Raw genomic sequence first — 16,942 nt, forward strand, 5'->3', positions numbered from 1 at the left:
TTCGCGTCCTTCGGATTTGACGGTTTTTTGTCCTGACCGCCTCTCAATTCCTTGAAATAGAACCACTATTCCTTCAGTATTGCTCGTTGTCAGGACAAAAAACTGACAAACCAGTGGCGCAGGATTAATGGGTCCTGAGCCTAGGCCCCGAACATAGAAGAGTAGAGCAACAGCCGAGCCGTTGCAGAAGGATGGACGCGACATGACCTTGCCGTTTGATGGGGCGATCAGCCACTACTATGAGGAGGACGCCCCAAAGGACATCCGCAAGGCGGTCCAAATGGCTCATAAGGACGACATCCTGAACCCCAGCTACCCCTATGACACCGAGATCGGCAAACAGGCCTATCGCGACCAATATGAGGCGCTCCAGATCGAGCTGGTCAAGCTCCAGGCCTGGGTGAAATCCTCCGGCCAGCGCGTCGCCATCGTGTTCGAGGGGCGCGACGCTGCCGGAAAAGGCGGGACAATCAAACGCTTCGTCGAGAACCTTAATCCACGCGGCGCCCGCGTGGTGGCGCTCAACAAACCCACCGAGACCGAAGCCACCCAGTGGTATTTCCAGCGCTATATTTCGCAGCTCCCTGCCGGGGGCGAAATCGTCTTTTTTGATCGCAGCTGGTACAATCGCGGCGTCGTCGAAAAGGTCTTTGACTTCTGCACCGACGATCAGCGCGAGCATTTCTTCTCTCAGGTCATTGATTTTGAAAAAATGCTGGTCGACGAGGGCATCCATCTGTTCAAGTTCTGGCTGAACGTCGGCCGCGCCGAGCAACTGCGCCGTTTTATCGCGCGCGAGCGGGATCCGCTCAAACACTGGAAGCTCAGCTGGATCGACGTCGAGGGGCTGAAACGCTGGAACAGCTACTCCCGCGCCATCCGCGAGACCCTCTATCGTGGCCAAAGCACCCATGCCCCCTGGACGGTGGTGCGCTCGGACGACAAGAAACGCGCCCGGCTGGAAGCGATCCGGCATGTGCTGCTGCGCATCGACTACGACAACAAAGACCCGCAAGCCCTTGGCGATCCAGACCCTCTCATATGCGGAGGCCCGGATATCTGGGATGCCTAAGAAACGTGGCTACCATCACGGCAACCTGCGCCAGGCCCTGGTTGAAGCAGCCCTGAGCCTGATCGAGCTCAAGGGCCCGACCGGCTTCACCCTTTCGGAGGCGGCAAAACAGGCCGGCGTCACCCCGGCCGCCGTCTACCGCCATTTTGAGGGCCGCGAGGATCTCATCGCCGAGGCCGCGCGTCAGGGCTTTCTGATGTTCGCCGACCTCATGCAGCATGCCTATGACAAATATCAGCCCTCGGCCCTGGCCGCGTTCGAGGCCACAGGCCGCGCCTATCTCGCTTTTGCGCGCAAACATCCGGGCCACTATATCGCGATGTTTGAAAGCGGCATTGCCGCCAACCGCACGCCAGAGCTCGCCGAGGCCGCCAATCGCGCCCGCAGCGTGCTGGAGCAAGCCGCCGCCGGGTTGAGCCAGCATATCCCCGCGGAAAAACGCCCCCCCGCCTCGATGTTCTCGGCCCATATCATGGCCATGAGCCACGGCGTGGTCGAACTCTTCGCCCGCAATGCCCCCGGCGCGGCCTCCCCCTACGCGCCCGAAGACCTGCTGGAAACCGGCATCGGTATCTACCTGCGCGGCCTCGGCCTGATCGACCCCGACGCCTGATCTTCTTCTAACGAAAAATATCCCGGGGAGCGCGAGGGGCAGCGCCCCTCGCTTTTCATCTCGTCCAAACAAAAAAGGCCGCCCGCGAGGGCGACCTTCTGAATATATATGCTGAATATATATGCAGTCCAGCAGCTTAACGCTTGGAGAACTGGAACGAACGCCGTGCTTTGCGACGACCGAACTTTTTCCGTTCCACAACGCGGCTGTCGCGTGTCAGGAAGCCAGCAGCTTTCAGCGCGCCCCGCAGGGAGGGATCGTAAAGTTGCAGCGCCTTGGAGATGCCGTGCTTGACCGCACCGGCCTGACCGGAGAGGCCACCGCCTTTGACGGTTGCATAAACGTCGAATTGATCTTCAACGCCGGCAACGGTGAAAGGTTGACGCAGGATCATTTGCAGCACGGGGCGCGCAAAATAAGCCTTCATCTCTTTGCCGTTGACTTCGACCTTGCCGGAACCCGGTTTGATCCAGACGCGGGCAACCGCGTCTTTCCGTTTACCAGTTGCATAGGAGCGGCCCAGCTCGTCACGAACGGGTTCGCGCGGTGCCAGCTCTTCTGCTGCGGTTTCGACGCCTGCGACAGCGCCCAGCTCTTCGAGAGTAGTGATCTGATCAGCCATCGTCATTAGCTCCGGGTGTTTTTCTTGTTCATGGATTTGACATCCAGAACTTCGGGGCTCTGGGCTTCATGCGGGTGCTCGGCACTTGCATAGATGCGCAGGTTGGTCATTTGCTGGCGGGACAGGCGGTTGCCCGGCAGCATGCGCTTTACAGCCTGATAGACCACGCGCTCGGGATGTGCGCCGTCTAGGATCTGTTGCTTGGTGCGGGATTTGATACCGCCCGGGTGACCCGTGTGCCAGTAGAAGTTCTCTTCGCGCTTCTTACCGGTCATCTGGATCTTGTCCGCATTGATCACGATGACGTTGTCGCCCATGTCCATATGCGGGGTGAAGGTGGCTTTGTGCTTGCCGCGCAGGCGGGTGGCAACAATCGCAGCAAGACGGCCCAGCACCACGCCTTCGGCGTCGATGATGATCCACTTCTTGTCGATGTCTGCCGGGGTAGCAGAGAAGGTTTTCATGTCAGGTCAATCCTGTTTGTCGTGAAGCTGGTGCCGCGAGCGACTCCATCTGAATTCGATGGACGGGGTTTACGGCCCCACCGCAGAACAGTCAACACAGACAACCCAATATTAAACTAACAATATCAATAACTTACAAAATAGGTATTATTATACCCCACAAAACACCCCTCTAAACGCTGATTTGCTCCGGCGGGTTATCCAGAAGCGAGCGCAAGCGCAGCATGGCGCTCTCAAAACGGGCCAGGGTCACATGCCCATTGATCGCAATCCTCACCGCATTTGGCGCCCGTCCGTCCCGCAATGCAAACTCATCCGCTGAGCGCAGCTGCACGCCCTGCGCCTCCGCCGCGCGGGTGAAGGCGCCGGCACGCCAGCCCGAGGGCAGCCGCAGCCAGACAAAGGGCACCTGCGAGTCCCAGGTCAGCTCAAAGGCGCCCAGCACATTGACCGCAACCCGGACATATTCCGCCATCTCGGCGCGCACCTTCTGCACCAGCGGTTTGCTGCGCGGATCCGTCAACAGAATGCGCGTGACCTCCGCCAGGGGCTGCGCCAGGCCAAAATAGCCATATTCCGCCATCCGCCGCAGCGCTGATGTCTTTCCGACCGGCGCGATGGCGAACCCCACCCGCAGCGCCGGGGTCAGGGATTTGGAAATCGAGGTCACATGCCAGCCGAGTTCCGGTGCCAGCGCCCGATAGGTCGGCGCGCGCGCCTCGCCCATGCGGTAACAATCATCCTCCATCACTTGTACCCCATGCCGCTTCAACACCGCCAGAATCGCCTGGCGCCGCTCCAGCGGCGTGAAGGTTCCCGTGGGATTGTGCACTTCTGGACTGGTACAAAGCACCGATGCCCCGGAGTTGCGAATGGCAACTTCCAGCGCTTCGGGAATGACGCCATGCTCATCAATGGCGACGCCCACAACCTTTGCGCGCAGAACCTCCGCCGCGCGCCGAAATCCCGCATAAGAGAGATCCTCGACCAGGATCGTCGGCTCGCTGTCTTGCAGAATGGTTTGCAAGACCGTCATCACCGCATTCTGACCACCATGGGTCAAGACAATATCGCTTTCGTCCAAAGGCCCCAGCGCGGTATCAGAAAGCCAGTCCACCACCGCCTGCCGCACGTCTCTATAGGCATCACGCGTGGGGTAATTCAGCAAGGCCAAGCGGTCACAATCTGCTGATTTTCTTAAAGCTTCTCGAATCAGCGCGACCTGCCCGACATCCACCAGGCGCGGGCTGAACAGGCTGACATGATCTGGATTGGCCTGCTCCAGCAGATGCAGCTGGCGCGACCAGACATCGTCCAGCACCTTGGTTCTTCGCTCGGCGACAAATGTCCCACGCCCAACCTCGGCCTTCAGGACTCCTTCGTCGGTCAGGATGGTATAGGCCCGCGCAACCGTGCCGGGGGTAATGCTCAACTGATAGGCCAGCTCGCGCACCGGTGGCAGCTTTGCACCAATCTGCAATGTACCATTTTGCACCGCCAATCGTATCGTATCCGCAACCCGCTTATACTTCGGGCCCGGCTTTCCCGCGAGGGTTCCAGTCAAGTTAGACGGCCAAATTGTACCCATTACAATCTCCAGTTAGACAGGCGGGATCACACTTTGTACGTCATACATGCCAGTACATTTGAATTGCATCAATACAAAATGTGAGACAGACCATGACACATGTAACAGAACACACATCGCATCTTGCCTATTTGACCAGCCGCCAGACCCTCCCCATGGCGGCAGCTGCGGCAGTCCATTTTGCGGTTCTCGTTACAAAATGGTCGGTCCGAAAACGCACCCGTCGCCAATTGACCCGGCTTGAGGCCGCGCAGCTCCGCGATATCGGCATCGACCGCGTGACGGCGCTTCGCGAAGGAACTCTTCCGTTCTGGAGACCCTGATCCCCGGGGCACAGAACCAACTGGCAGGCCGGAGCGCGTCTCCGGCCTTTTTTTATGTCCAACCTACGTGAAAAAGCACCGGCGGTCAGAGATCCGAGCTCTTGGGCGGGATTGCATAGGTCAGCGTCGCCCGCGCCACCGGCTCCGTCATACCCTCGGAAAAAAGCAGCACATCCCCCACCGCGAGCCTGCGCCCCAGTTTCAGAAGCCGGGCCTCTGCCAGCAGATCGCGCCCGTTTTCGGGTTTGCGCATAAAATCAAGCGAGGCATTGGTGGTCACGGCCAGCGCCTCGGCACCGCAATGCGCCAGAACCAGCGCATAAACCGCAACATCCGCCAGCGCGAACATGGACGGGCCAGAGACCGTGCCGCCCGGGCGCAGGTGCCGCTCCCCCACCTTCAACCGCATGGTAAGCGCCCCGGGATGCAGCGCATCAACCGCAAACTCCCCGATAATTTGGGGGAAGACCTCGTCCAGATAGGTCATCAGACCCGGAGCATCAAAAACCAGTTTCATTCCCGCGCCTCTCTTATTGCATGTGGCGCAGACTGAGACAGCGGCGGCGGCAGCTCAAGTTCGGCCTGAAAAAACGCTACGGCACAGGTGGGTCGGTAAGAATTTTTCGATTATTTTTCCTAAAATTTTCGGAAAATTCAGCCTTTGTTTACGAATGGCGCGCTATTGTTTCCATGTTGAGGCTTCTAATCAAGGCAAGAACATGGCAAGAGTTGGGCAAGCCAACCGGCTTGCCGCAATTCGGGCCGCTGCTTCGGATCGTCCCTCCTACCGGATCTCTCACCCGGGTTTGACGTGAACGAAGCTGCGGCCCAAATTATTTCCCCCTCCCGAACTGCCAGACCCACCGCTGATATTGCGCCCGCCGCGCCCCTGCCCTATGTGCCGTGCCATGACACAAGAGCTTCACATCGTCGGCGGCGGAATGGCCGGATCCGAGGCCGCCTGGCAGGCAGCCAACATGGGCATCAACGTGGTAATCCACGAGATGCGTCCCAAGGTCGAAACCTTTGCCCATCAGACCGGCAACCTGGGCGAGATGGTCTGTTCCAATTCCTTCCGGTCGGATGATGACGAACAGAACGCCGTTGGCCTGTTGCATTGGGAAATGCGTGCGGCCAATGGGCTGATCATGGCCACGGCGGACAAGCATCGCCTGCCCGCTGGCGGGGCGCTGGCGGTGGATCGCGATCCTTTTGCGGAAACCGTGACTGCCACGCTCAAGGCGCTGCCGAATGTGCGTGTGTCCTACGAGGAAGTGACAGAGCTGCCTGACGAGGGCCATTGGATCTTTGCCACCGGGCCGTTGACCTCGCCGACCTTGGGCGAAGCGATCCAGCGCGAGACCGGCGCCGAGCGTCTGGCGTTTTTTGATGCCATCGCGCCGATTGTCTACGCCGAGAGCATCGACATGTCGCAGGCCTGGATGCAGTCGCGCTATGACAAGGGCGAAACCGAGGAAGAGCGCACTGCCTACCTCAACTGCCCGATGGACAAGGACCAATACGAGGCCTTCATCGACGCGCTGCTGGCCGCCGACAAGGCCGAATTCCACGAGGGCGAGACCGCCGGATATTTCGACGGCTGCCTGCCGATCGAGGTCATGGCCGAACGCGGGCGCGAAACCCTGCGCCACGGACCGATGAAGCCCGTGGGCCTTACCAATCCGCATAAGCCCGAGGAAAAGGCCTGGGCCGTGGTGCAGCTGCGCCGCGACAATGCGCTGGGGACGCTTTTCAATATCGTCGGTTTTCAGACTAAGATGAAATACGGCGCGCAAGCCGATGTTTTCCGTATGATTCCCGGGCTCGAGAACGCCAGTTTTGCGCGTCTTGGCGGCATCCACCGCAATACGTTCCTGAACTCGCCAACCCTGCTCGACAACCAGATGCGGCTAAAATCCAAACCCAATATCCGCTTTGCCGGTCAGGTCACCGGGGTCGAAGGCTATGTGGAAAGCGCCGCCATGGGGCTGCTCGCCGGTCGGCTGGCCGCGGCAGAGATCCTCGGTCAGGAGCTGCCACAGGTGCCGCAGGACAGCGCCATGGGCGCGCTTATTCACCACATCACCGGCGGCGCAGAGGCCAAGACCTTTCAGCCGATGAATGTGAACTTTGGCCTGTTTCGTCCGGTCGATGGGCTCAAGGGCGGGCGCCGGGGTCGCAAGGATCGCTACAAGGCCTATACCGACCGCGCCAAAGCGGCCTGGCAGGACTGGCTCGCCAACTTTTGATAGACGCTTTCCCGCTCGTGACGCTAGACTGGCGTCATGACGGAAAAATTTCTGGAAAAGACCTATCGCCTCGGCTCTGTCGAAGAGACCGTTGAACATTACAACCGCTGGGCCGCGAGCTATGACGCGGAGATCGCGGAGAACAACTACGCCACCCCCGGCCGGATCGCGGAGGCGCTCTGGTCCATCCTGCCGGACCCTCAGGCGCCGATCCTCGATTTCGGCTGTGGCACCGGCCTCTCTGGTCTTGCTCTGCGGCGGGTCGGCTATGAGCTGGTGGATGGCATGGACCCCTCCGAAGAAATGCTTGCCGAGGCCGCGAAAAAAGGCGCGCATCGCAAGCTCTCGCTGCTCTCGACAAAGCAGAAAAAGCCCGTCAAGCGCGGGACCTACAGGGGGATCGTCGCCTGTGGCGTGCTGGGCACCGGCGCCGCACCGCCAGAGGTGTTCAGCCATCTGATGAATAGCCTGAAGCGCGGCGGACTATTGGCATTTTCCCTGAATGATCATGCACTTGCAGATCAAAATTACGCGTTTGCGATGAATGAGTGGCTTGATTGCGGCGCGGCGCGGCTGCTATTCAAGGAATACGGGGAGCATCTGCCCGGGCTGAACCTGAACGCCGACGTATATGTGATTGAAAAATCGTGACTTTCACCACAAGATTTGCACCATCCCCCACCGGACCTCTGCATCTGGGGCATGCCTATTCGGCCATTCTCGCCCATGACATGGCCCGTGCCGCCAATGGCGCTTTCCTGCTGCGGATGGAAGACACAGACCTGCAACGCGCCAAACCGGAATGGGATGCGGCTGTTGTCGAGGATCTGACCTGGCTCGGTCTGCGCTGGGACGGGTTGATCCTGCGCCAATCCGCGCATTTGCGCGAGTATGACCGATACCTCGACCGTTTCGACGATATGGGGCTCTTGTACCCTTGCTCGTGCAGCCGTGCGGACATCCGCGCCGCCGTCTCCGCGCCGCAGGAAGGGGTGTCGCACGATCTTTATCCCGGCACCTGCAAAAACCGGCCGATGTCGTATCGCCAACCGGGGGACGCGCTGCGGCTGCACCTTGACCGCGCGCTCGCCCGCCTTGGCGATCAAGACGTGGTGTTTCACGAGACCGGCCAGACCCACAGCGGCACCCATCAGCTGAACCCTGCCCGTGCCCTGCGTGAGATCGGCGATGTTGTCCTGTCGCGCAAAGGCGAAGAGATCATCGCCTATTTCCTCGCCTCGGCGCTGGATGACGTGCACCAGAAGATCACCCATGTGGTGCGGGGCGAGGATCTGTTCGAATTTACCCAGCTCCAGGTGCTGTTGCTGACACTGCTTGAGCTGCCCGTGCCCATCTATCATCATCATCGCCTGATCCGCGACGATGAGGGCAAGCGTCTGGCCAAGCGCGACGATGCCCGCGCCATTGCCAAATACCGCGCCGATGGCGCCAGCCCGGAAGACATCCGGCGGATGGTGGAACTCGCCTGAAAAATCAGCGGTATCAGCCCATTGGCGAGAGAATCTCAACCTCTTCGCCATCGCGCACGGCGGTATAGAAACAGCTGCGTCGGTTGGTGTGACAGGCGGGCCCGGTTTGACGCACCAGCGCCAGCAACGCGTCACGATCACAGTCCACGCGCAGCTCGACCAGCTCCTGCACATGACCGGAGCTTTCGCCCTTGATCCAAAACGCCTGACGCGAGCGCGACCAATAGGTAACCCGGCCCGTTTCCAGCGTCTTGGCGACGCTTTCCGCGTTCATCCAGGCCATCATCAGGATCTCGTGGCTCTCCACATCCTGCGCGATGCAGGGGATCAGCCCGGCCTCGTTATAGGTCAATGTCTCGGGGGCGAAACTCACCGGATCTTGCATGTCAAAAACCTTTTGCATCTCTGGGGTGCGCCCCTATGTATGGGGAACACGGCCTCAGGGAAACCCAGGAACGACACATGTCCAGCGAAACCGATCTGATCAAGCTCTACTCCACCAGGATCCTCGCGCTGGCGGCGGATATCCCCCATCTTGGGCGGCTCGACAATCCCGACGCCACGGTCAAGCGGCGCTCGCCGCTCTGTGGCTCCACGGTGACGGTGGATCTGGCGCTGGAGGATGGCAAGATCACGCAGTTTGCTCAGGACGTCAAAGCCTGCGCGCTGGGACAGGCCTCTGCCGCCGTGGTGGGACAGGCAATCATCGGGCGCAGCCTGGCCGAGGTGGAAACCGCGCGCGACCAGCTCAAATCCATGCTGACCGAGGGCGGCGCCGCCCCCGATGCGCCCTTTGACGGGCTGGAGGTGCTGATCCCCGCGCGAGAGTTCAAGAACCGCCATGCCTCGATCATGTTGGCGCTGGAGGCCACGCTGGAGGCCATGCAGACCGCAAAGAAAGCCAACTGCGCTTAACCATATTCCAATCGGTATTCTGCTAAACTCTGATCTATATTTTGCGAGGTCGGGGAAAAGCACGGCGATGCATCAATCGCGGGACTTCACCGGAAAGCCCGCGATCTCGGCCGCCTGCGCATCGCCCATAAGGCGAACGGATCAAACGAAAAAACCGCCGCACATCCGGGCAGATGGCGGCGGCAAGTTAAAGCGCTTTTATGCGGGACCCGGGGCACACCAAACACCGGCAAGATCTCTCTCGGGTGCGGATCGAACAGGCAGTCGATCCTTACGGGACAAAAGGCAGGTGTCCCCGGCATAAAAGCACAGGCAAAACTCGAAAACGGGTTACAACAGTAAAAACAGTAAAAGCGTGGCTCAGATCAGGCCCGGCAAGTGCAGCGCAACAACCAGCATCACCACCAGCGAGGCCGCGCCCGCTGCATCTTGCAGCAGTGTGGACTGGGAATTGCGCAATACGGATTTAAGCTGCGTGGCCATTGGAAAACCTCCTCGATCTCTGTCCTGCGTTCGCGACGCTTTTGTTGTCCCTTTGTTCTCATTTCACGTGAGTCGTGTAAAGAACTTTTTGAGAACATTTGCGAACAACGTAGAACAAATCTGAGAACAGAACGGATTATCCCACCGAAATCAGACGGATAGCCTCGTCCTGCCGCAGCAACCACAAGAGCGTTCGCGCCGCACGCCCCCGCTCGGAGGTTAGGCCGGGGTCGGTGGTCATCAGCGCGCGGGCATCGCTCTGGGCAATCGCCATCAGATCTGCCTGCCGCTCCAGATCGGCAATATGGAATCGCGGCAGGCCGGATTGTGCGGTGCCGATCACATCGCCCGCCCCGCGCATCTGCAAATCGGTTTCGGCAATGACGAACCCATCCTCGCTTTGACGCAAAATCTCCAGCCGCTTGCGCCCGCCCTCGGTTAGCGGTGGTTGATACATCAGCAGACAGGTGGAATCCGCCGTGCCACGCCCAACCCGCCCGCGCAGCTGGTGCAGCTGGGCAAGGCCAAAGATCTCCGCCCGTTCGATCACCATGATGGAGGCATTGGGCACGTTCACCCCCACCTCGATCACCGTAGTGGCGACCAGAACCCGGCTGCGCCCCTCCTGAAAGGCGGCCATGGCGGCGTCTTTTTCCGCTGGCGGCATTTGCCCGTGGATCAGCCCGACCACCTCATCGCCCAACACCGCACGCAGGTGCTTGAAGCGCTCATCGGCCGCGGTCAGATCCATGACCTCGGATTCCTCGACCAGCGGGCACACCCAGTAGCACTGCCGCCCCTCGGCGATGGCGCGGCGCAGATGGTCCACCACCTCCGACATGCGTTCGGTGCTGAGGATCGCAGTCTTGATCGGTTTGCGCCCCGGCGGTTTCTCATCCAGCACCGAGACCTCCATATCGCCGTATTGGGTCAGCGCCAGCGAGCGCGGGATCGGCGTTGCGGTCATCACCAGGACATCGGCGCGTTTGCCCTTCTCCGCCAGTTCCATCCGTTGCCGCACCCCAAAGCGATGCTGCTCGTCCACGATCACCAGCCGCAGGTCATGAAACGCCACATCCTGCTGGAACACCGCATGGGTGCCGACCAGAATGTGAATATCACCGCGCTGGAGCGCCTCGACCTTGGCGCGGCGCTCCTTGCCTTTGTCGCGCCCGGTCAGGATTTCCAGCACCACGCCGGCGTCATTTGCCAGCGGCTGCAACGCCTCAAGATGTTGACGCGCAAGGATTTCTGTCGGCGCCATCATGACGCCCTGGCCCCCGGCCTCCACCGCCACAAGCAGCGCCATAAAGGCGACCAGCGTCTTGCCGGCCCCCACATCACCCTGCAACAGCCGGTTCATCCGCCGAGGGGCGGCCATGTCCTGGGTGATCTCCTGGATCGCGCGTTCCTGTGCGCCGGTGGGGCGATAGGGCAGCGCAGCGCGCACCTGGCTTTGCAGTTTTTCGGTGCCAACCGAGGCGCGGCCGGGCTGCTCTCGCTCCACCGAGCGCGCAATCGCGAGGGTCAATTGATGCGCAAACAGCTCGTCATAGGCCAGCCGCGCCCGCGCCGGGGCCTCGGGGGCGAGGTCGTCCAATCCCGCGGGCGCATGCGCTTCGGCCATTGCGTCATGCCAATCGGCCCAGCCCTGTTGCGCCTTGTAGGCAGCATCCATCCATTCCGACAAGATCGGCACACGCGCCAAGGCGCTCTGCACCGCCTTGAACATGGTTTTCTGGCTGATCCCATGGGTCAGACGATAGACCGGCTCAAACTCCGGGATCTCATGTGCCTCTTCTACCGGCAGCATATGATCCGGGTGCACCATTTGCGCGATGCCATCAAAAAGCTCGATCTTGCCGGAAACCACCCGGCGCGTCCCTTCGGGCAATTGCGCCGTCAGATAGCGGCTCCGACCATGGAAAAATACCAGCTGAAACTCTGTGTCCTGATCCGTGACCTCGATCCGATAGGCCCCGCCCTTGTTGCGCGCGGGGCGGTGCGGGCCGATGAGCACCTCGACGGTCGCCACCGCAGGCAGTTCCAATCCGCGAATACTGTCGCGCCGCCGCCGGTCCACCACGCTATAGGGCAACGAGAACAACAGATCCCGCGGCGCGGAGATTTGCAACTGTGCAAAATGCTCAGCCGTCTTAGGACCGACACCTTGCAAAGTCTCCAATTCGGCGAATAGGGGGAACAGCTGTTCTGGGCGCCCGCGCATGGTGTTTTATGCCTGTCCAATCAATTCCAGCCATTGGTCCTCGTCCAATGTCTGAATACCAAGATCCGCCGCCTTTGTTGCCTTTGATCCCGCGCCGGGACCAGCAATGAGGATATCCGTCTTCTTGGACACCGAGCCAGAGACCTTCGCGCCCAAAGCCTCCGCCCGCGCCTTGGCCTCGGCGCGGGTCATTTTCTCCAGCGTGCCGGTAAAGACCACGGTCTTGCCCGCGACCGGACTATCGGCTGCTGGCGCGTCGGGCGCGATGATCTTCAGGTGCCGAACCAGCCGATCAAAGGCGGCGCGTTCCTCCGGGTTGGCGAAGGCATCCGACAGCGAGAGCGCCACCGTGGGGCCCAGCCCGTCAATGCTGACCAGATCATCCCAGGCGGCCTGCGCCTCGGCGGCGACCTCGCAGGTGGCAATGGCCGCCTTGCGCGCCTCGGAAATCTTGGCCCGGCGATCCTCAGCCTGGGCGCGCTGGCGCTCCAACAGCTCCGCTTCGTCGGCGGCACGATGCGCCAGGGCTGCGGGGCGCGCCAGATCCGCCGCCTCGGCCAATGCTGTCCAGGTGCGGAAATGCAGCGCCACATCCTTCGCCGCGACCTCGCCCACATGGCGGATCCCAAGACCAAAGATCAGCCGCGCCAGCGCGATCCGGCGCTTGTCGTCAATTGCCGCAAACAGCGCGGTCGCGGATTTGTCGCCCCAGCCCTCGCGGTTCTTGAGCTGCTGCATGCCGCTGCCGTATTTTTCTTTTAGTTCAAAGATATCTGCGGGTTCTTTCACCCAATCATCGGCATGGAACTGTTCCACCTGCTTGGCGCCCAGCCCCTCGATGTCAAAGGCCGCGCGCGAGACGAAATGCTTGAGCTTCTCCACCGCCTGCGCCGGACAGATCAGGCCGCCACTGCATCGCCGCACCGCGTCCCCTTCCTCGCGCACCGCGGCGCTGTTGCAGCGCGGACATGTGGTCGGGAAGACATAGGGAGACGCCCCCTCTGGCCTGCGCTTGAGGTCCACATCGGCCACCTTCGGGATCACGTCGCCAGCGCGGTAAATCTGCACCCAATCGCCGATCCGAATGTCTTTGCCCTCGCGGATCTGCGCCCCCTTGGAATCGAGACCGCGAATGTAATCCTCATTGTGCAGCGTGGCGTTGGAGACCACGACACCGCCCACCGTCACCGGCTGCAAGCGCGCGACCGGACTCAGCGCGCCAGTGCGGCCGACCTGAATGTCGATGCCATCAAGCCGGGTCCAGGCCAGCTCTGCCGGGAACTTATGCGCAATCGCCCACCGCGGCGTGGTGGAGCGAAAGCCGAGCCGCTCTTGCAGGCTCAGGTCATCCACCTTGTAAACAACCCCGTCGATGTCATAGCCAAGATCCGCACGCTGTTCCTCGATGCTGTGGTAATGGGCCAGCAGCTCGGCGATGGTCTCGCAACGCCAGGTCAGCGGGTTGGTCTGAAAGCCGAAGGACCGAAATCTCTCAATCGCCTCAAATTGCGTTTCTGCAAGAGGAGCAGTCAGCTCCCCCCAGCTGTAAGCAAAGAAACGCAGGGGGCGCGCACGGGTGATCTCCGCATCCAATTGCCGCAGCGATCCAGCCGCGGCGTTGCGCGGATTGGCAAAGATCTTGCCGCCGGTTTCCGCGTGCCGGGCGTTTAGCGCCTCGAAATCGGCGTGGCTCATATAGACCTCGCCGCGCACCTCCAGCACCTCAGGCGCGCCGGCAATCTCTTGCGGGATATCGGCAATGGTACGGGCGTTCGCGGTGACGTTTTCACCGACACTGCCATCGCCGCGCGTGGCCGCCTGCACCAATGTCCCGTTCTCATATCGCAGCGACAGGGACAGCCCGTCGATCTTGGGTTCCGCCGTAAGGGCGAGCGGCGCGTCAGGGGGGAAGCCAAGGTAGCGACGCAGGCCGGCGACAAAATCCTCAACATCCTGATCTTCAAAAGCATTTCCAAGCGACATCATGCGCACCGCATGTGTCACCTTGCCAAAGCCGGAGGCCACAGGCGCGCCGACCGTTTCCACGCGCGCGCCTTCTGACGCCAGATCGGGAAAGGCCTCAGCCAGCGCCAGATAGCGCCGTTTCAGCCGATCATACTCGGCATCCGACAGCGTCGGCGCATCTTTCTGGTGATAGTCGAGATCAGCCTTGGCGATCTGCGCGTCGAGTTGGTGAAACTCCGCGCGCGCCTCGGCCTCGCTCATCGCGTTTGGATCCTGCTCTGTCATCCCTGGCTCCGCCCCTTGGGGTAATCGTCTGCCTAGGTGATAGTATTCGATCCCAAGGAGGTCCAGCCTCCGCGCACCAAAGCAAAACCCCGCCAGGATGCTCAGCCTGACGGGGGTCTTAAATTATTGTCTTCAGCAGGGATCGGTCTTAAGCGCCGATGGCCATGCGCGGACCACCGGTGGAGAGATCCTCTTGCGGATCGCGCAGCACATAGCCACGGCCCCAGACGGTTTCGATATAGTTTTCACCATCCGTCGCAGTGCTGAGCTTCTTGCGCAGCTTGCAGATAAACACGTCGATGATTTTCAGTTCCGGCTCGTCCATGCCGCCATAAAGATGGTTCAGGAACATCTCTTTGGTCAGGGTCGTGCCCTTGCGCAGCGACAGAAGCTCCAGCATCTGGTATTCCTTACCGGTCAGATGCACGGATTTACCTTCCACATCGACGGTCTTGGCATCCAGGTTCACCGAGATCTTGCCGGTCTTGATGATCGACTGCGAATGCCCTTTGGAGCGGCGGATAATCGCATGGATGCGCGCCACCAGTTCCTCGCGGTGGAACGGCTTGGTCAGATAATCATCCGCACCAAAGCCGAAGCCCTTGATTTTATTCTCGGTATCATCGGCACCAGAGAGGATCAGGATCGGCGTCTCAATACGCGACATCCGCAGCTGACGCAGAACCTCATGCCCGTTCATATCCGGCAGACCCAGATCCAGCAGGATCAGGTCATAATCATAAAGTTTCGCCAGATCGATGCCCTCTTCGCCGAGGTCCGTCGTGTAAACGTTTAGGTTTGCGTGAGTCAGCATCAGCTCGATGCTTTTCGCTGTCGTGGGATCATCCTCGACGAGAAGAATGCGCATATTGGGTCTCCGCCTGTACTCTGTTGTCCTCAGGTTGCGTTAACCTTGCTTGGAAAAGGTTAATGTCCCGTTACCATGTTGGTTAATTTATACGAATCGCACAAGTTAACGCGGCGGTTTTTATCCTAAGGATTGCGAAAATCCTTTAATCTCGTGGTTTTTAACGCTTCTTCGCCGTAGTCCGCCACCGCGCCAACCCAGCTTCGGAACTCTTCCTCGCTGAGATTATAGAGACGTAGAGCCTCGCTTTGAGGAATCAACCCATACAAAACACCGCGTACAACCGCAGCTTTGCGGGACGCGACCCAGCGTTTTGTGGTCTGTGGCGGCAAATCCGCCCGAGTCATGACCGTTCCGTCCGGCAATGTGACCGCGCGGGGGCCATCAACTTTCTTTAAAAACATCGCTATGCCCTTACTAGGATGCGTCTTCTGACTTACTGGGAGGATGATTGGCGCGGAGGGCTTAACGCTAAGTGAAATCGCCCCCTTGAGAATACTTAGCATTTTCCTATATTCTTCGATGCTTTCCCGCACCGCCTGGATCCTTAAGGAGAACACCATGGCCCTGGACAGAGAGTCCCCCGTGGACTCGCCCCTGAATTCCCTTGGTTTTGCCAAGCCCCCCGCCGAGACGCGCGTGGTCGTTGCCATGTCCGGCGGCGTCGACAGCTCTGTTGTGGCGGCGCATCTGGCGGAACAGGGCTATGATGTGGTCGGGGTGACGCTTCAGCTTTATGACCATGGCGCCGCGCTTGCCAAAAAAGGCGCCTGCTGCGCTGGCATCGACATCCATGACGCCCGCCGCGTCGCCGAAGAGCGTGGCTTTCCGCATTATGTTTTGGATTACGAGAATATCTTCAAGGACGCGGTGATCGACGAATTTGCCGACAGCTATCTTGCGGGCGCCACGCCGGTGCCCTGTATCCGCTGCAACGAGCGGGTGAAATTCAAGGATCTGTTGGAAACCGCCAAGGATCTGGAGGCCGATTGCATGGCCACCGGTCACTATATACAGCGCAAAATGGGCGCCAATGGCCCCGAGCTGCACAGCGCCGAGGATGCCAACCGCGATCAGAGCTATTTCCTGTTTTCAACAACACCGGAACAGCTGGACTTCCTGCGCTTTCCGCTTGGTCACCTGCCCTCCAAGGACGCCACCCGCGAGATGGCGGCGCAATATGGGCTCTCGGTGGCGGATAAGCCCGACAGCCAGGACATCTGCTTTGTGCCCGATGGCAACTACGCGGCGGTGATAGAGAAACTGCGCCCCGGGGCGGTGGAGCCGGGCCAGATCATCCATGCGGATGGCCGTATCCTCGGTGAACACAATGGCGTCATTCACTATCCCATCGGCCAGCGCCGCGGCCTTGGCATCGGAGGGCTGAGCGAGCCGCTCTATGTGGTGAAACTCGATGTGGACAGCAAACAGGTGATCGTCGGCCCCAAGGAGATGCTGGCCACCCGCCGTGTCCCCGTGCGCGAAATCAACTGGCTGGGCGATGAGCCCTTCACCAGCCGCGAGGAATGGCACCTCAGCGTCAAGGTCCGCTCCACCCGCCCGCCGCGTGACGCGATCATCCGTCCGATTTCGGACACTGAGGCAGAGGTGGAGCTCTTCTCCGCCGAGGAAGGGATCTCCCCGGGCCAGGCCTGCGTGTTCTATGATCCCAACGGCAGCCGGATCTTTGGCGGCGGCTGGATCTGGAAAGGCGCCTGAGCTTCGCCTTTTCCGAAATATCCCGGGGAGCGCGAGGGGCAGAGCCCCTCGCTTCCTTA

The 16,942-nt window shown here is 60.5% G+C and carries 18 protein-coding genes; 8 read left to right on the forward strand and 10 right to left on the reverse strand.

What is annotated here, in order from left to right; translation table 11 throughout:
• Window positions 1-202: 202 nt before the first annotated feature.
• Both ppk2 and HCZ87_RS14545 read left to right on the forward strand, forming a co-directional pair.
• On the forward strand, window positions 203-1,072 hold the full coding sequence (gene ppk2, locus HCZ87_RS14540; RefSeq protein WP_167644752.1) for a polyphosphate kinase 2: 870 nt from the start codon (window positions 203-205) through the stop codon (window positions 1,070-1,072).
• Window positions 1,065-1,685, forward strand: coding sequence for a TetR/AcrR family transcriptional regulator (locus HCZ87_RS14545; RefSeq protein ID WP_167644754.1), 621 nt, complete (start codon window positions 1,065-1,067; stop codon window positions 1,683-1,685). The genes ppk2 and HCZ87_RS14545 overlap by 8 nt, the downstream gene beginning before the upstream one ends.
• A gap of 136 nt (window positions 1,686-1,821) precedes the next feature.
• Here the strand turns inward: HCZ87_RS14545 and rpsI are convergent, their stop codons facing one another.
• From rpsI to HCZ87_RS14560, 3 genes are all read right to left on the reverse strand, one after another.
• On the reverse strand, window positions 1,822-2,307 hold the full coding sequence (rpsI, locus tag HCZ87_RS14550) for a 30S ribosomal protein S9 (RefSeq protein WP_167644756.1): 486 nt from the start codon (window positions 2,305-2,307) through the stop codon (window positions 1,822-1,824).
• A gap of 5 nt (window positions 2,308-2,312) precedes the next feature.
• Window positions 2,313-2,771: a 50S ribosomal protein L13 gene (rplM, locus tag HCZ87_RS14555; RefSeq protein WP_167644758.1), complete on the reverse strand. Its 459-nt coding sequence runs from the start codon at window positions 2,769-2,771 to the stop codon at window positions 2,313-2,315.
• A gap of 172 nt (window positions 2,772-2,943) precedes the next feature.
• Window positions 2,944-4,359, reverse strand: a complete 1,416-nt coding sequence (locus tag HCZ87_RS14560) for a PLP-dependent aminotransferase family protein (protein WP_167644760.1) — start codon at window positions 4,357-4,359, stop codon at window positions 2,944-2,946.
• A 155-nt stretch (window positions 4,360-4,514) separates the two neighbouring features.
• Here HCZ87_RS14560 and HCZ87_RS14565 point away from each other — a divergent pair, with 155 nt between their 5' ends.
• Complete coding sequence (locus HCZ87_RS14565) at window positions 4,515-4,682, forward strand: DUF1127 domain-containing protein (RefSeq protein WP_254868656.1); 168 nt, start codon at window positions 4,515-4,517, stop codon at window positions 4,680-4,682.
• Window positions 4,683-4,767: 85 nt separating this feature from the next.
• Here HCZ87_RS14565 and HCZ87_RS14570 read toward each other — a convergent pair whose 3' ends face one another.
• Window positions 4,768-5,199, reverse strand: coding sequence for a PaaI family thioesterase (locus HCZ87_RS14570; protein ID WP_167644764.1), 432 nt, complete (start codon window positions 5,197-5,199; stop codon window positions 4,768-4,770).
• A gap of 391 nt (window positions 5,200-5,590) precedes the next feature.
• Between HCZ87_RS14570 and trmFO the strand changes: the two genes are divergently transcribed.
• From trmFO to gluQRS, 3 genes are read left to right on the forward strand one after another with little or no spacing between them, the layout of a single operon-like run.
• Complete coding sequence (gene trmFO, locus HCZ87_RS14575) at window positions 5,591-6,931, forward strand: methylenetetrahydrofolate--tRNA-(uracil(54)-C(5))-methyltransferase (FADH(2)-oxidizing) TrmFO (protein ID WP_167644765.1); 1,341 nt, start codon at window positions 5,591-5,593, stop codon at window positions 6,929-6,931.
• A gap of 36 nt (window positions 6,932-6,967) precedes the next feature.
• Window positions 6,968-7,582: a class I SAM-dependent methyltransferase gene (locus HCZ87_RS14580; protein WP_167644767.1), complete on the forward strand. Its 615-nt coding sequence runs from the start codon at window positions 6,968-6,970 to the stop codon at window positions 7,580-7,582.
• A complete protein-coding gene (gene gluQRS, locus HCZ87_RS14585) occupies window positions 7,579-8,421 on the forward strand; it encodes a tRNA glutamyl-Q(34) synthetase GluQRS (protein WP_167644769.1) in 843 nt (280 codons plus the stop codon). Before HCZ87_RS14580 ends, gluQRS begins: the two co-directional genes overlap by 4 nt.
• Window positions 8,422-8,434: 13 nt before the next feature.
• Here gluQRS and hisI read toward each other — a convergent pair whose 3' ends face one another.
• Window positions 8,435-8,824 (reverse strand): phosphoribosyl-AMP cyclohydrolase, encoded by a 390-nt coding sequence (gene hisI / locus HCZ87_RS14590; protein ID WP_167644771.1) that lies wholly within the window; start codon window positions 8,822-8,824, stop codon window positions 8,435-8,437.
• Window positions 8,825-8,883: 59 nt separating this feature from the next.
• On the opposite strand from hisI, the gene HCZ87_RS14595 reads away from it, so the two are divergent.
• Window positions 8,884-9,336: an iron-sulfur cluster assembly scaffold protein gene (locus tag HCZ87_RS14595; RefSeq protein WP_167644773.1), complete on the forward strand. Its 453-nt coding sequence runs from the start codon at window positions 8,884-8,886 to the stop codon at window positions 9,334-9,336.
• 360 nt (window positions 9,337-9,696) lie between these two features.
• Here the strand turns inward: HCZ87_RS14595 and HCZ87_RS21225 are convergent, their stop codons facing one another.
• The 5 genes from HCZ87_RS21225 to HCZ87_RS14615 form a co-directional block, all read right to left on the reverse strand.
• Entirely contained in the window at window positions 9,697-9,819 is a 123-nt protein-coding gene (locus HCZ87_RS21225; RefSeq protein WP_303048849.1) for a hypothetical protein, read from the reverse strand.
• A 136-nt stretch (window positions 9,820-9,955) separates the two neighbouring features.
• Window positions 9,956-12,046: an ATP-dependent DNA helicase RecG gene (recG, locus tag HCZ87_RS14600; RefSeq protein WP_167644775.1), complete on the reverse strand. Its 2,091-nt coding sequence runs from the start codon at window positions 12,044-12,046 to the stop codon at window positions 9,956-9,958.
• A gap of 6 nt (window positions 12,047-12,052) precedes the next feature.
• Window positions 12,053-14,272, reverse strand: coding sequence for an NAD-dependent DNA ligase LigA (gene ligA / locus HCZ87_RS14605; RefSeq protein ID WP_167644781.1), 2,220 nt, complete (start codon window positions 14,270-14,272; stop codon window positions 12,053-12,055).
• 172 nt (window positions 14,273-14,444) lie between these two features.
• Window positions 14,445-15,164, reverse strand: a complete 720-nt coding sequence (gene ctrA / locus HCZ87_RS14610) for a response regulator transcription factor CtrA (RefSeq protein ID WP_167644777.1) — start codon at window positions 15,162-15,164, stop codon at window positions 14,445-14,447.
• A gap of 125 nt (window positions 15,165-15,289) precedes the next feature.
• Window positions 15,290-15,568: a DUF1153 domain-containing protein gene (locus HCZ87_RS14615; RefSeq protein WP_167644783.1), complete on the reverse strand. Its 279-nt coding sequence runs from the start codon at window positions 15,566-15,568 to the stop codon at window positions 15,290-15,292.
• 157 nt (window positions 15,569-15,725) lie between these two features.
• Here HCZ87_RS14615 and mnmA point away from each other — a divergent pair, with 157 nt between their 5' ends.
• Window positions 15,726-16,883, forward strand: coding sequence for a tRNA 2-thiouridine(34) synthase MnmA (gene mnmA, locus HCZ87_RS14620; protein WP_167644779.1), 1,158 nt, complete (start codon window positions 15,726-15,728; stop codon window positions 16,881-16,883).
• Window positions 16,884-16,942 lie beyond the last annotated feature (59 nt).

This window comes from Phaeobacter sp. HF9A (genome assembly GCF_011806385.1).
GTDB lineage: Bacteria > Pseudomonadota > Alphaproteobacteria > Rhodobacterales > Rhodobacteraceae > Epibacterium.

Excerpts from the sequence above, each read along its gene's own strand:
- ppk2 (WP_167644752.1), top strand. The coding sequence starts at position 203 with ATGACCTTGCCGTTTGATGGGGCGATCAGCCACTACTATGAGGAGGAC.
- HCZ87_RS14545 (WP_167644754.1), top strand. The coding sequence starts at position 1,065 with ATGCCTAAGAAACGTGGCTACCATCACGGCAACCTGCGCCAGGCCCTG.
- rpsI (WP_167644756.1), bottom strand. The coding sequence starts at position 2,307 with ATGGCTGATCAGATCACTACTCTCGAAGAGCTGGGCGCTGTCGCAGGC.
- rplM (WP_167644758.1), bottom strand. The coding sequence starts at position 2,771 with ATGAAAACCTTCTCTGCTACCCCGGCAGACATCGACAAGAAGTGGATC.
- HCZ87_RS14560 (WP_167644760.1), bottom strand. The coding sequence starts at position 4,359 with ATGGGTACAATTTGGCCGTCTAACTTGACTGGAACCCTCGCGGGAAAG.
- HCZ87_RS14565 (WP_254868656.1), top strand. The coding sequence starts at position 4,515 with ATGGCGGCAGCTGCGGCAGTCCATTTTGCGGTTCTCGTTACAAAATGG.
- HCZ87_RS14570 (WP_167644764.1), bottom strand. The coding sequence starts at position 5,199 with ATGAAACTGGTTTTTGATGCTCCGGGTCTGATGACCTATCTGGACGAG.
- trmFO (WP_167644765.1), top strand. The coding sequence starts at position 5,591 with ATGACACAAGAGCTTCACATCGTCGGCGGCGGAATGGCCGGATCCGAG.
- HCZ87_RS14580 (WP_167644767.1), top strand. The coding sequence starts at position 6,968 with ATGACGGAAAAATTTCTGGAAAAGACCTATCGCCTCGGCTCTGTCGAA.
- hisI (WP_167644771.1), bottom strand. The coding sequence starts at position 8,824 with ATGCAAAAGGTTTTTGACATGCAAGATCCGGTGAGTTTCGCCCCCGAG.
- HCZ87_RS14595 (WP_167644773.1), top strand. The coding sequence starts at position 8,884 with ATGTCCAGCGAAACCGATCTGATCAAGCTCTACTCCACCAGGATCCTC.
- HCZ87_RS21225 (WP_303048849.1), bottom strand. The coding sequence starts at position 9,819 with ATGGCCACGCAGCTTAAATCCGTATTGCGCAATTCCCAGTCCACACTG.
- recG (WP_167644775.1), bottom strand. The coding sequence starts at position 12,046 with ATGCGCGGGCGCCCAGAACAGCTGTTCCCCCTATTCGCCGAATTGGAG.
- ligA (WP_167644781.1), bottom strand. The coding sequence starts at position 14,272 with ATGAGCGAGGCCGAGGCGCGCGCGGAGTTTCACCAACTCGACGCGCAG.
- ctrA (WP_167644777.1), bottom strand. The coding sequence starts at position 15,164 with ATGCGCATTCTTCTCGTCGAGGATGATCCCACGACAGCGAAAAGCATC.
- HCZ87_RS14615 (WP_167644783.1), bottom strand. The coding sequence starts at position 15,568 with ATGTTTTTAAAGAAAGTTGATGGCCCCCGCGCGGTCACATTGCCGGAC.
- mnmA (WP_167644779.1), top strand. The coding sequence starts at position 15,726 with ATGGCCCTGGACAGAGAGTCCCCCGTGGACTCGCCCCTGAATTCCCTT.